The following is a 13,277-nucleotide window of genomic DNA, read 5'->3' as shown; positions in this document are numbered from 1 at the left end:
TTCGTTTCTATTGAATACCAATGCTCTGTCAAAAGTTTGTTATGCGAGAAATCTATTGTGCAGCCGAGTTTTTTTCTTCAACTTAGGGATTCATAACACACACAACAGGTGTATGGTCGGATGGGTTTTCCAACTTGCGCAACCTGCTATCTATATAACACGTTTCCAACCTATCAATAGCTTGCGGTGATAGCAGCATATGATCTATTCGCATTCCTTGATTATCTCTTAGTGAATTGCCTTGATAGTGCCACCAAGTAAACTGTTGTAAATTTGGGTTGGATGTTCTAAATGCGTCTTTAAACCCAAGATTCAGGATTGCCCTTAATTTCTCGCGTTCTTTTATATGAAAACACACTTGACCATTCAATAAAATTGGGTCAAAAACGTCAATTTCATTCGGTGCAACATTGTAGTCGCCAGCTATAATAGTTAGCTCCTCATTCTTCAACAAATAGCCCATTCTTTCGTGTAGGTTATCAAGAAACTTGAGTTTGTAGGCAAATGCGTGAGAACCTGGACTTTGACCGTTTGGAACGTATACGCTTCCTACTCTTATCTTCTGATTATTGTACTTTACTGTGCACTCTATATGACGCGCTTCTTGATAGTCTTCTACAATGTCAATTTTAAATTTCTCTAGTATTGGATGTTTAGATAAAACGCAAACACCATTTCTTGCAACTTGTCCATAGACAACGCATTCATACTCGAACTTCTCTATTTCCTCATAAGGAAATTGCTCTTCTGTACACTTTATTTCTTGCAGCAGAATTATATCTATCTGACTATCAATTATGAAACTACAGAGCTGCTCAACTCTTTTGCGTATAGAGTTGACATTCCAAGTGGCAATTTTTAGCATCAGCAGTCCTTATTAATTATATCAATTAAACTCTCTTTAGTAGGTAGCCTCGACGTTATAACTTTTTTCCATTTGATTGACTTTAAACTATCAGCAATATTCTTACTCATAGCACATGCAACTATATCGCTCATTGCATGAGATAGGCCACTTTTCGAAACTAAAGAACAGAATATTCTTGCTGTTTGTGAAGAAAAAAAAGCAACACTACTGATTTTACTACCTGATAACAAATTTTTGCACCTGTGAGTTAGATTTCTTTTAATAATTGTCTTGTAGAGTATAACTTCTCTTACGTTAAAACCTTCTTCAGATAACCTTTTTTTCAAATCGCATGATATTTCCTGCCCCCTGATATATAGGAACTTTACTGCTATTGAGTAGTGATTTTTTATAAATGATATCAGACCCTCAACATTACTGTCTGCTGATATGATATCAGAGAACCCTAAATCCTTTGCAGCTTGCATCGTTGAGCTACCAACTGTAATGATTGAAAGGTCATCTACTCTGCATGTTTGGCTAAATGCCTTCACGCTGTTTTTACTTGTGGATATCACCACATCAAATTCATACGCAGATATATCAGGCTGCAGATATTTTATTGTGAATACTGGCTCTATGTATACTTTATACCCATATTTCCTCAGCGCACTTCTCGTATCCAGTGAGTCTGATAAAGGCCTAGTCAACAAGATAGACTTCATTCTAATCTACTTTACTACAGGTAAAAATAATACCTTTATAAAAAAATTACTGAATAAAAATTTTTAAGCAGGTTATATTTCTTATCACCAATTCTGGACTCCACTGAAGTCTTAAGATGTACAGTCCCAGGGTGTGATGGTGTGATAAAGTGTGAGGAAAAATACCATCAAAGGAGAAATTATGAGATTATATACCTAAAGTAGAATACTATCTGCCTAAATACAACTTTTCTTGTCAACTCATACATCAAACCATCCTTGGCATATGCGAAAAAACTATTTAACAAATTCCTCCATCCCCCTATCATAGTACTATGGGTGTTTTAAGCTTAAAATTTATCTTTAATCTCTGTGTTAAGTGACAAAAGCACAGTATAAAACAAGGCGTGTTATGTTTTGTTTTTGTAGCATGGGCACTACATGTCTTTATAAATTTTTGTCACATTAGCTGAGCCTTGCTTACTAAGCGGTATAAAGAAAGAACCGGACGCCAAATTTTTGAGAAGACAGTAAACAACTCATATCATGGGTTTTCTTTATCTTTTTTTTAATTAGTTAAAAATTAACTGATCTCATTTTTTTTTCACAAAAAAATTGCTTAACAAGTTTTGAAATTCCCCCGATAATGACATTATGGGTATTTATAACTCCAAGGTCAGCTACTTGCCAAGCGTATAAGGCATTACGCTAAGTTCTTAAAATAGATATTGACCAGGTTTTCTTTTGCCTTTTTTCAGTGAACTTTTTATAACTACTGTAGTCTTGTTAGCAGGATCTAGAGTACTCTATGAGCATTTTAAATTTCAAGAAATGAAAATCTCTAGTTTTTAAGTAAAGAAAAGTTTACAATTATATGAAATCTCAGGAGTATAATGTTTAACTTCAAAATATTTTGTAATGTCCATTGCCTTTGAAATTATTATGGCTGTTCGCTATTTGCAAGCAAAAAATGCCAGGTTTTGCTCTATCATGACTTTATTTTCTATTATTGGCATTGCTCTTGGAGTTGCAACGCTAATAGTGGTGATGTCTGTAATGAATGGATTCAGAGCAAAGTTGCTTGACTCAATACTTGGCATTGATGGCCACATTAATGTTTATTTCAATAGAAACATAAGTTCAGATTATCATGCAGTATCAAAATCTATTGAGAAGATTCCAAGTGTATTGAAAGCAACTTCTATGACCAATGACCAAGTTATCATTGCAGCAAATGGTAAAATTACAAGTGGCGTAGTGCGAGGCGTATCAGTTAAAGACTTATTTAATAATACTACTGTTACAAATAATATAATTGCGGGTAATGTAAGAAAATTCGATGAAGGGGTGATAATAGGGGCACGATTAGCAGAAGCTTTGAACATTGACTGTGGCAATAAAATTGTGCTTATATCACCGGAAGGATTTGATGCATTGTTTGATGAGATGCCGAGAATGAAAGAATATGAGGTTGTTGCAATATTTGATATGGGTATGTTTGAGTATGACAATACTTTAATGTATATGCCCATAAAATCAGCACAGGCTTTTTTTAATTATAAAGATAGTATAAGAAATATAGAAGTATTTGTAGATGACATTACTAAGGCTAATGAGCTAGCGAACGCTATAGAAAAAGAAACAGGAATGGAAGCTGAAAGTTGGCAATTACAACAAAGCCACTATTTTTATGCTTTAAAGGCTGAAAGAAATGTGATGTTTTTAATTCTCACTTTGATTATAATTGTGGCAGCATTCAATATTGTTTCAAGCTTAATGATGATAGTGCAAGAAAAGAAATCTGCAATTGCAATCATGCGTACATTTGGTGCAACAAGTGGAAGCATTATACGCATATTTTGCACTTGTGGGCTACTGATTGGTTTTATAGGAACTTGTCTTGGCTGTATTATAGGTGTTGTTTTTTCCCTCAACATTGAAAATATTAGAATGTTTTTAGAAAACATCACTAACGTTAAATTGTTTGATCCTATGATATACTTTTTTTCAAGTTTGCCAGTGATATTAGTTCCCAAAGACGTAGTAAATATTTCTGCACTTGCATTATTTCTATCATTTTTAGCAACAATTGCTCCTGCATTACAAGCAGCTGCGCAAGATCCTGCGGAGATACTACGGTATGAATGATACCCAGCAAAAATGCATAGGCTGGTTCTTAATTGTGTTATTACTCATCAGTTATATTACAATAAATAACATAGTATTTTTAAAAATAAATCAGAAAGAAAGCGAGGACAATATAAAGGTTTTGATGGAAAACATAGATGAGCTCAAGATGTTGCTCGAGGTTAATCAATCTAGAATAGAAAAGAAGATGTTTGAACTAAAGAGAAACTTGCACACTCAATGTGAGCAAGGTGATGGTAGTTCAGGGTATAAGAACCTTGCAAAATTGCTGCTATTTGTGGCTAAAATGAAGAATTCGTTATTGCAAGAAGCAAGATTTGATAATCATATAAATTCAATAAAGCCTTTAATATCGGAACTTGACGACCCAGAGATAGAGAATGCAGTGAGTGAATTGGAAAATTTAAAAGAGATAAATACTTTACATGAGTTGAAATTATCTTTTGAAAGGACCATTGCTGTTATTGACTATAATAGGAGTACATTCTTTAAAAGAATCATTTCCAACTTGATAAAGGTAAAAGATAAAAACGATCCACTGAGAGCAAAGTTGGCAGAAATTGAGGAGTCGATAAACGATAATGATTGGCAGAGCATAGCTATTATAATAGGCAATTTAACACATTCAGAATTTAAACCATGGCTCAATAAATTGAATGGTTTTATTGTAGCTTCTAAGAATATTTCAATAATATATCATCACTTATTACAATATATCTCATGATTTACTTCATAGTTTTCGCTCTCTCTTTCTTATTTGGCATATGGATCAAAGTGGGCGGTGAAGTAATGAGATTAGAATTAGGTAGTTACACTATAAGTGTTGATCTATATTTCATTATTTTTGCTTGTGTATTTTTATTGTTTTTATTAATTGTACTTGCACGCCTTTATTCTTCCATTTCATCAACATTTGCCAACATAAGAAATAGAAAAAAGGATAAAGAAGAATTGCTTCTTTTTGAAGCTCTTTTTAGCATGGACCTGGGCAATACAGAGAATGCTCACAAGCTAGTTAAAAATCTAAATGAGGAAAGTGATAAGTTGTCTTTAATAAAACTCTTTAACTCAGGTAAGATGGGAAATTACAACTTCTTCAGCAACGGTTTAACAAGCATTGCAAGTAAAAATCGCAACTTAGCTCTACTTCTGGTCAGTAAACTGGTTGTCCACCTCAAACAAGAGGGAGCAATCTTTCAAAAGTTCATAGAGTATTGCTCAAGCTCAGTTGATGATAGAATTCTGTCTATTCCATTTCAAATAGAGCATTGCATATTGCAAGAAGATTGGGTTAACGCAATTTTGAAGTTAAAGGAAGCTGAGAAGTTTAATATTTTCCTTCCTTTTGATTGCAAAAAAATGCTAGCAGTTTTTTATTGTGCTTTAGCAAAGCAATATGAAAGTAAAGGGAGTTATAAGGAAGCTATAAAGTCTTTATTTAGAGCGCAAAATCATTGCGCAACTTTTCAGCCCATTAATTATTTAAAGGCGAAATTATATATTAAACTTGGAAAAATCAGAAAAGCTTCTGCAGTACTAGAGGCAGAGTATATAGTAAATCCTACTCCTGAATCAGCAAAAACTTACATCAGTTTAAACAGTAAAGGTGCTGAAAGACTATACAGCTTGCGTCCTGATTATTATTTTAGTTATTGTTTACTTGCTTTGTCTTCAATGAGCTTAGGCAAATATGACCTTGCAAATCAACATCTAGACATTGCTATGAAAAAAGCTAATTACATATCAGTCTACCTTATTATGACACGGCTTAAAATTAAACTGCAAGAATACGACGAGGCAGTTTACTTACTAAGCAAGATAGACTCAGAAGCTTTACCTGATCCAAGTTGGAAATGTAAAAACTGTAGTAAACAGCTAAAGCAGTGGGATTACAAGTGTTCAAGTTGTAATAGCTTTAATTGTGTGTATTATGTTCAATAGTAGCTTATATACATAGCTATCATTTCTCGCACTGCTTAGCTGCACAGGTACCATTTTTTTACCTCACATATTAATACTATATTAATCATAATCAGGTTAATGATTTATGTCAATCAAAATTGTAAAATAAATTTTCTTAATTTCGTTATATAAGTGAGTTAATATTAGTACTAAACTTATCGATAAATTATAATATAAATAATGTTGTTGTAGAAATTTATAACAATGTTTCCCTATAACGTTTAATAAATTTCAATAAATTGCTTTTTTAATTATGGATAAGTATACACTCTGTTAATATGTTTAGTTTAAAATCCAAAAGTAGGTTCATGCTTTCTGTTGGAGAAGGAGGTATAATATTACTATATTTCAAAAATAACACTTTAAATAAAAGATATTTTATTAAGGACAAAAATGATAAAGCAGTATCTGATCTAAGCTTATGCCTTTCATCGGATAAAAAAGCACCTTTATATCTAGTGCTCAATCATGCAGATCAGAATTACTTGCTATACTCCATTCCAAAAGTAAATAGGATTAGTGCCTACCTATCAGCAAAAGCAAAGGTGGAGCATTTTGCTCGCAATAACGATATAAGCTCAGTTTATTTGGTTGAGAAACCAAATAAATTTAACCAAAACTGGTATTATCTTCTTGTTTCGTCAAAAGCAAAACATTTAGTGGAATACTGGCTAGATGTGTTTATAGAGATAGGTTCTAACTTTAAGGGAGTATTAATGTTTCCTATAGAAATAAATAATATGGCAAAAAAGATCTTTCATAAGGACCATGATAATTGGAAGATCATAGTTGTTGCAACCAAAACTGGAGGCTATAGACAAGTGGTTTTTAAAGAGAATAAAATGGTATTTACGCGTTTAGTGCCGTTTACTAAGGACAATCTACCAGGAATTATTGCGGGCGGAATATATCAGGAAGTGCGAAATACTATTTGGTCTTTAACTAAGTTTGGCCTCAAGAAAAATGACCTTATCGACCTTTGCATGGTGGTACCAGAAGATATTAAGACTAGTTTATCAGTCATAAGTTTTCCGGAGAATAGCGTAAGCATATTAACTCCATATGAGCTGGGCAAGTCGCTAGGGTTGGAATTAGCTGTAAGTGAGAAAGACAGTTTTTGCGACACCATAATTCTATTTCACAGTTTTAAGAATAAACCGGCAGTTGTTTTCAATACAAAGGAAACTAAAGAATTTTATCTATTAAACTACCTTTATTTGCACTCTCCTCGAATTTTTCTATACTTTGCTTCAATTTTAATTGTAATCAATATCCTTGATTTGTTAAATTTACACTCGAATCTTAACGTTGCTAGTAATTTATCAGCAAAGAAGGGAGCCTTAGATAATCAATTAATGAAACTCAGCCAAAACTATAATGTAAAAAAAATAAGTGAAGTCTATAATTTTATTAACATCAATAACATTTTATCTAAGATGGAATATTCTCCTCTTGTACAAGTGAAGTATGTAGAAAAATTAAAAGTACCGGGTGTAGAACTTCAATCATTTGAGTGGAATTATAATGAGGCAGAAAATTATATTACTACAGTTTTAAGGTTTGACTTTCAGTCTGGCAAAGATATTTCTCATCAATACAAGGAGCTACAAAAAAAATTAAACAACAATTTTCGCACCTATGACATTGATATTTCTAGTTTACCTGCCACTAAAAAGCAAAATATATCTATTGATGTTAAAATAGGAGAGGCTATGTAAGCTAATGACTATCTTCCAGTTAAAAAAAAGAGTTGCAATTCAACTTGTGTTTTATTTTTTATTATCTGTTGGGTTAATAGGGATGTTAACTTGCGTTGTTATTTATAGTAAAAAAGTCCATAGTAAAAGCCAAAATGCCATTGATGAGATACGTTCTATAAATTTACAAATCACTGAAGTCCAAAAAAAGGAAGTTGTTTTAAATAAAAACCTAGATTTGTGGAAAAGAATTTCTTCTTCAAGTTTACACAGCAGCAGATACATTGCAAATTTAAATTTCGAGCTTGGCAAGCTATATAAAAAATACTACATACTAGAACCTGAAATATCAATTTCCATACCTGAAGAAGTTAAATTACACAGTGAAAATGAACATACAAAAGTGATAAAAAGTGAAGTTACCCTAAACTTCAGTTCAATTAGCGATAAGCATATTTTCCTATTTTTACAGTCTATTCCAAATCTGCCTGGTTATGTTACGATCAAATCTCTTGTTCTGAATAAAGAGAGAAATATTGATGCTGTAACTATGAATCAGATTTTGAATGGTAATATGATAGAGATAGTGAGAGCTAATATGGTCTTTGACTGGTACACTATACCAAATAGATAAGATGATAAAGATAAAGCTGTTTTTTATTTTTACTCCACTGTTTTTCAGTGTTAATGTGTATTGCAACTGTAAAGATATTATAGAAAATATAGAAACTTGTAAAGAATATACTTGTCGGCAATATATTGGTGATGAAGGTTTTATCGAGCACAGAATACTAGGGTTAAGTAGCAAGGGTTTATGTGTACACATAGAAAAACAAGATAATGATAAAATGGTTTGTCATCACTCTAAGCATGGGGTAATGATGGAAAAAAAATATTTCGAGAGCATTTTCAAAGTTGGCAATCAAGAAGTCGATGATTTTATTAACATAGCAAATTTGCGTGCAAAAGAATGTTTCTTTATAAACGATCGAAAAACAAATTATACTGACCAGGATGATATAATAAAGGAAGCAGTGGAGAGTGACTTCGACGTCCTATCACAATACAATGATATGAAAAGCATTTTTTTTGATGAGGACTCGACTAGTAAGATAGTCAGTGAAATGGAAAAATTTCACTTGCAGTCTTCGGGAGCTGTAGAAGAAAGGATATTAGATAATTTTAATTGTAAGGTGGTAAGTTTAGATTCGATTTTATACTCTTCTTCCGATACATGGAGAATATGGGTGAATGGAAGGCTGTTTTCTAATGCTAAGGATTTAAAAGTTCATTCAGTAACTGAAAACTATGTAACTTTTGTATGGACTATAGATCAAAAATTGATAAAAAAGCGAGCGAATAATTCTCAGAATGTATATTTAGGTGATGGGAACGTTATGTTCACGCTCTATACGGGCCAAAAATTTGACTTAGATAGCTTGTCTATTAGATAATTTAATATACGTGCGCTTGTAGCTCAGTTGGATAGAGCATTGCCCTCCGGAGGCAAAGGCCGTGGGTTCAAATCCCTCCAAGCGCATCAGATTTGACAATAGTATTTTCGCATAAGATAATATAAAAAGTTTATTCAAAGCATAATTATGTCTAGTGGTACTGTAAACAAAGTTATATTAATTGGTAATTTAGGAAGGGATCCTGAAATTAGAACTATGCAAAATGGAAAAGAGATGGCAAGTTTTTCAATAGCCACATCTGAAAGTTGGGCTGATAAGTTTTCCGGTGTACGCTCCGAAAAGACGGAGTGGCATAGTATTGTAGTGTTTAGTGAAGGATTAGTAAAAGTTATCAAGGACTTTGCACGCAAAGGCAGTAAAGTTTACGTTGAAGGCTCTTTGAGAACTAGGAAATATACTGACCAAAATGGTAGTGAAAGATATATTACAGAAGTGTTGCTACAAAATTTTAGTGGCGTTTTTACACTCTTGGATTCACGAAATAGTGCACCAAGCTCTGATTATAAGCCAAATGAATACAAGCAAAACGAAACAGAGCAAAAAAATCAGTATGAAAATTTTGATAGTGAGATAAAAGAAGAGCTAATCGATGATGAAATACCGTTTTAATAACTTCAATTGAAATTATTAGATCTCTTGCATTATGGTAAGGAACTTTTATGTATCGATTCAAGGGCACGATGAATATTGAAGCAAAAGTGGTGTCATGCAAGTAGCTGACACTGAAATCCAGTTTTTTGTAGCTTCATTTAAAATGCTGTATAGTGCACTTGTTTGCAATCAACTTTGCTGGATTCCAGCGCCTAGACACTGGAATGACATCCTTTGTTATAAATTTACTTTTACTCTATGGTTGTCTTTTTATGTTACCTTATCTACCCTATTTTGTCATCCCGCTGAAGGAATATATTTTTTCGAAAAATACAGATGAGTAGAGATCTATTATCTACATTTCTATGGACTACTTGTGTTACCCCCTTTAATTATAGCGGAGATGGTATAGATTATCGCAGTTTGCAGCGTTTACTCACAATGCAAGCTGAAGCTGGAAATGGCGTAGTGTTGCTAGGTAGCACAGGTGAGGGCCTATCACTCACCGATTCTGAAAAACGTGCATTAGTTGAATTCGTGTGTAAGCTGGAATTAAACACGAAAATTATGGTTGGCGTACCGGGAGTGAATTTACATCAGGCTCTCAAGTGGCTTGATTTTTGCAAGGATATGCATATTCATGGTTATCTAATGACAACTCCAATTTATACAAAGCCTGGAATCATGGGACAGACTTTATGGTTTGAAAAGCTACTTGAAATAGCACATGTACCAGCTATGCTTTATAACATTCCATCGAGAGCAGGAGTAAATCTTCATGCTGAAACTGTACGCAACTTATCCAGCCATGAAAAATTTTGGACTATTAAAGATTCAAGTGGCACTGCCGATACTTTAATTGAATATAAGAAAGTTGCGCCAAATATCGAAGTTTTTTGTGGAGATGATAACATGATATCTGATATGGCTGCTTGTGGTGCAGCTGGCCTGGTCTCTGTTGCCTCCAATATTTGGCCACGCGTGGCGTATAAATATGTAAAACAATGCCTACTTCCATTCCAGCACATGATGTTGAAATCTAAGAAAAAAACAACTACTCAAATGACAGAAGATGGCAAAAAGAATTTGACGAATATTTGGCAACAAGTCTGCAAAGCATTATTTATTGCCAGTAACCCCATACCCACTAAAGCACTCATGCATGATATTGGGCTCATAGAGCACAAAACTGTCCGTCTACCACTCAGCATAGAAGACTTGCCTTCCATTGAAACATTGAGGAAAGTGAATGCTTTGATGGAAAGAGTTGACTAGTGGCTAGGAAAACTGCACTTATTAACATCATCAACGTTCTCTGGAATTTTTGTTTTCAAGTTTTCTATTCTTTTGAAGTAGTCCTCTAAGCCTTTTACAAGCTGCTGTTCTTCGCCAGTGCGATCCTCTTTATCCTCATCTGTGACTATAATAGGCTTTTTGCGGATGGCATATGTTTGACACTTTCTTTCAGTACATTCGCTATCACATTCTCTTCTTTCTCGGTGATCTGTAAGATTACGATTATTTGCACCGTTAACCTTCACGTTACTACAACCCAGCTACCAGGTGCGTTGGTGAAAAAAAGAGTCTTTTATTTTGCTTAGATCAGGGTCACCTGGTGGTATTGAGAAGAGTGTTCAGTTATCGCACTAAAAAGTGACATAATAACTTTGTATGCTGTTGAAGCTAGGACAGCTATAGCCAAGAGAGATTTAAGGCCAAGAGCAGCTAAGCCTACTCCGATTCCAAAAGAGATACCAACCATATGCTACAACACACATAAACAGCTTACTAAAGATGTTTTGATCGTACGTATCACCATATATTTTGTTGAATAGAGGTATAGAGCTAATTATTTCCCCACAATCAAAGGCGATAAATTAGAACAGTACTTGAAAACTACAACACCAGCTATAAGTCCTGCAGACCCTATGGCTATTAATGTATACTATGCAAACTTTTTTTGATTAGGCATAAATTTTTCTCTAAGTTATTGTAATCCTTTATTATTACATAACTTTGCAACCAATGTCAACTTTATAATTTAGGGTTTTTGCAAGAAGTAGAGAAAAGCCAATTATTTTTGGTGCTTCTGTAATGCCACGTGCTCTTAAATTGCTTTAGCTATAAACGTTACTAAATTTACCAGATGAGAAAATAAAGGTAAAAGAAACCCCGAGCGGCAAGTTTTGACTCTATAATACTTTAAATTGGCGTTATAATAATTTGCTGACGTTTAATTTAAACGTGATTTGGCTGAATGTAGAAAAGAAAAGGACATGCAGCCGCTATAATTTGATACAACCCGTCGAAAAATATCCCGAGTTTTTTACTGAATTTTGTCATTGAGCCTGGAGATTAAAAACAAGTTTTCAATCAGAAACATCCTTGCTGTTATAAAGGGAGTTGAAAGAATTTTTCAAGTAGTTTTTTAGTTCTATTTCTATGAGCTACTTGGATTGCATGTGAGCGGTCTTTTATAAGATTTCACCCATTTAGAATAAAGTCTAGTGTCACCTCACGCCAAGTGTGGTAATGTTTGGCAGGTAAGCCAGTTATTGGGCTACATTTATATGCTGCACGCATTGCACTATTTGCTATTGACCTGAAAAGTAGATTATTTTTGTAGGAGCTACTGTTTGTTACATCAATCATAATTATTTCACCTTGATTGGATAACAATAGATTGATTTTTATACTGAAACTTTCTTTGTAAGCTACGCTTTCAGGAATACTCCAGCGTTTTGTGAGCTTGTCTCTTATAGAATTGATGATTTCTGCTACAACTAACTTGTTCTTTTTGCTCTTAACACTCTTTTTGCTTTTTATTTCATTCTCTGTTTCTCTAGGCTTTACTGCATCCTCCAGCTTTGTACCTACACTTTTTTTTCTGTTTGGAATTGGAGTGCTTTCGTTAATGTTGACTTCTTTTTGCATTTCTATGATTTGCCTAGATTGTGCTGTTTGTTTCATAACATCGGTACTCAGTTGCTCAATTACCTTTTTTTCCTTTGTGGTGTAAGGACAAATTTTGTTGCTGACGTATCGTTTGTTTTGGCTTCTATTGAAGGTAACAGAAAAAATGAAAGACAACATAAAGACAAAAAAAGAACATAGTTAGAACAAATAAAGCGCATGTGTTGAAACCTATTTTACTGGTTTAAAGCTAATATTGTACATAAAGTCGACATATTTTGAAGCTGCTGTAGCAAATTTAAGCTTAGCCAACGTTTGCTGGCAATGTGGCTTGAGAAAAAATGTGACATTACTGTTACGAAAACAGATTACGCGAAAAGCTTAATATGCTTCTTTTTTGCCCAACGGAATAAATATGTTGCTACTAGTAAGCAGGTACTCAATATTGATATATAAGAAAATTTGAAAGCTAAATCTCTAATGTATATCGATAAGCATTTACCTGCGGGGAATTTGTGTAGTAACCCAACATACACAACGGTACTGTCAACTACTGATGCTATAATTAAAGCAATGAAATTTGTTATATGAAAGTCAAACCTAGACTTTAATTTTTCAAAAATAATGATACTTGAAAAAAGGGATGCTAAAATTGCGGTGTATGAAATTAGTACTATTTGGCTGAGGTTTTGCCATTTAAGAACACAACATAACACTGTGCATGTTATTAAGCTGTATATAGCTTCTCTCTTGCTGTAGAACTTAATCATTGAGTTTACAGCTAGAGCGGCTCCCGTAACTAGGGCAGCACATATCATCAATTTATTTGAATTGTTAAGTAAAGAAAGACTGATGAACAAGAGTATTGATAAAATAGACATAATTTACCCAAATTTAATAACATACATTCATTCTAAATAAACATTGCATATAGTATAAA

At 33.5% G+C, this 13,277-nt stretch carries 12 protein-coding genes and 1 tRNA gene; 9 read left to right on the top strand and 4 right to left on the bottom strand.

Translation table 11 applies throughout. The features are described from left to right. Positions 1–82: 82 nt before the first annotated feature. Both xth and IHO13_RS02135 read right to left on the bottom strand, forming a co-directional pair. Positions 83–865 carry an exodeoxyribonuclease III gene (gene xth, locus IHO13_RS02140; RefSeq protein ID WP_225538062.1) on the bottom strand — a complete coding sequence of 261 codons (783 nt, stop codon included), beginning with the start codon at positions 863–865 and terminating at the stop codon, positions 83–85. Then, a complete protein-coding gene (locus IHO13_RS02135; RefSeq protein ID WP_225538061.1) occupies positions 865–1,572 on the bottom strand; it encodes a uroporphyrinogen-III synthase in 708 nt (235 codons plus the stop codon). Before IHO13_RS02135 ends, xth begins: the two co-directional genes overlap by 1 nt. Positions 1,573–2,469: 897 nt before the next feature. On the opposite strand from IHO13_RS02135, the gene IHO13_RS02130 reads away from it, so the two are divergent. From IHO13_RS02130 to dapA, 9 genes are all read left to right on the top strand, one after another. Next, positions 2,470–3,699, top strand: a complete 1,230-nt coding sequence (locus IHO13_RS02130) for a lipoprotein-releasing ABC transporter permease subunit (protein ID WP_225538060.1) — start codon at positions 2,470–2,472, stop codon at positions 3,697–3,699. Next, the gene (locus tag IHO13_RS02125) at positions 3,692–4,423 is read left to right on the top strand and encodes a hypothetical protein (RefSeq protein WP_225538059.1); all 732 of its coding nucleotides are present in this window, start codon (positions 3,692–3,694) and stop codon (positions 4,421–4,423) included. The genes IHO13_RS02130 and IHO13_RS02125 overlap by 8 nt, the downstream gene beginning before the upstream one ends. Further along, entirely contained in the window at positions 4,420–5,640 is a 1,221-nt protein-coding gene (locus IHO13_RS02120; protein ID WP_225538058.1) for a heme biosynthesis protein HemY, read from the top strand. The genes IHO13_RS02125 and IHO13_RS02120 overlap by 4 nt, the downstream gene beginning before the upstream one ends. A 299-nt stretch (positions 5,641–5,939) precedes the next feature. Further along, positions 5,940–7,379: a hypothetical protein gene (locus IHO13_RS02115; protein ID WP_225538057.1), complete on the top strand. Its 1,440-nt coding sequence runs from the start codon at positions 5,940–5,942 to the stop codon at positions 7,377–7,379. A gap of 4 nt (positions 7,380–7,383) precedes the next feature. Further along, on the top strand, positions 7,384–7,992 hold the full coding sequence (locus IHO13_RS02110) for a hypothetical protein (protein WP_255586069.1): 609 nt from the start codon (positions 7,384–7,386) through the stop codon (positions 7,990–7,992). Between the two features lie 4 nt (positions 7,993–7,996). Then, positions 7,997–8,812: a hypothetical protein gene (locus tag IHO13_RS02105; RefSeq protein ID WP_225538063.1), complete on the top strand. Its 816-nt coding sequence runs from the start codon at positions 7,997–7,999 to the stop codon at positions 8,810–8,812. 12 nt (positions 8,813–8,824) lie between these two features. Next, positions 8,825–8,898: transfer RNA gene (locus IHO13_RS02100), tRNA-Arg, on the top strand. A 61-nt stretch (positions 8,899–8,959) separates the two neighbouring features. Beyond that, entirely contained in the window at positions 8,960–9,442 is a 483-nt protein-coding gene (gene ssb / locus IHO13_RS02095) for a single-stranded DNA-binding protein (RefSeq protein WP_225536834.1), read from the top strand. A gap of 318 nt (positions 9,443–9,760) precedes the next feature. Next, positions 9,761–10,699 carry a 4-hydroxy-tetrahydrodipicolinate synthase gene (gene dapA / locus IHO13_RS02090; RefSeq protein WP_225538055.1) on the top strand — a complete coding sequence of 313 codons (939 nt, stop codon included), beginning with the start codon at positions 9,761–9,763 and terminating at the stop codon, positions 10,697–10,699. Here the strand turns inward: dapA and IHO13_RS02085 are convergent. Together IHO13_RS02085 and IHO13_RS02080 are read right to left on the bottom strand one after the other, a co-directional pair. Beyond that, positions 10,696–10,965, bottom strand: coding sequence for a hypothetical protein (locus tag IHO13_RS02085; protein ID WP_225538054.1), 270 nt, complete (start codon positions 10,963–10,965; stop codon positions 10,696–10,698). The genes dapA and IHO13_RS02085 overlap by 4 nt on opposite strands. A gap of 943 nt (positions 10,966–11,908) precedes the next feature. Then, positions 11,909–12,394 (bottom strand): hypothetical protein, encoded by a 486-nt coding sequence (locus IHO13_RS02080; RefSeq protein WP_225538053.1) that lies wholly within the window; start codon positions 12,392–12,394, stop codon positions 11,909–11,911. Between the last annotated feature and the right edge of the window lie 883 nt (positions 12,395–13,277).

This window comes from Wolbachia endosymbiont of Mansonella perstans (assembly GCF_020278605.1).
Lineage (GTDB): Bacteria > Pseudomonadota > Alphaproteobacteria > Rickettsiales > Anaplasmataceae > Wolbachia.
Note: the sequence above shows the minus strand (reverse complement) of the source record. Positions and strands in the feature narration are given on the sequence as shown.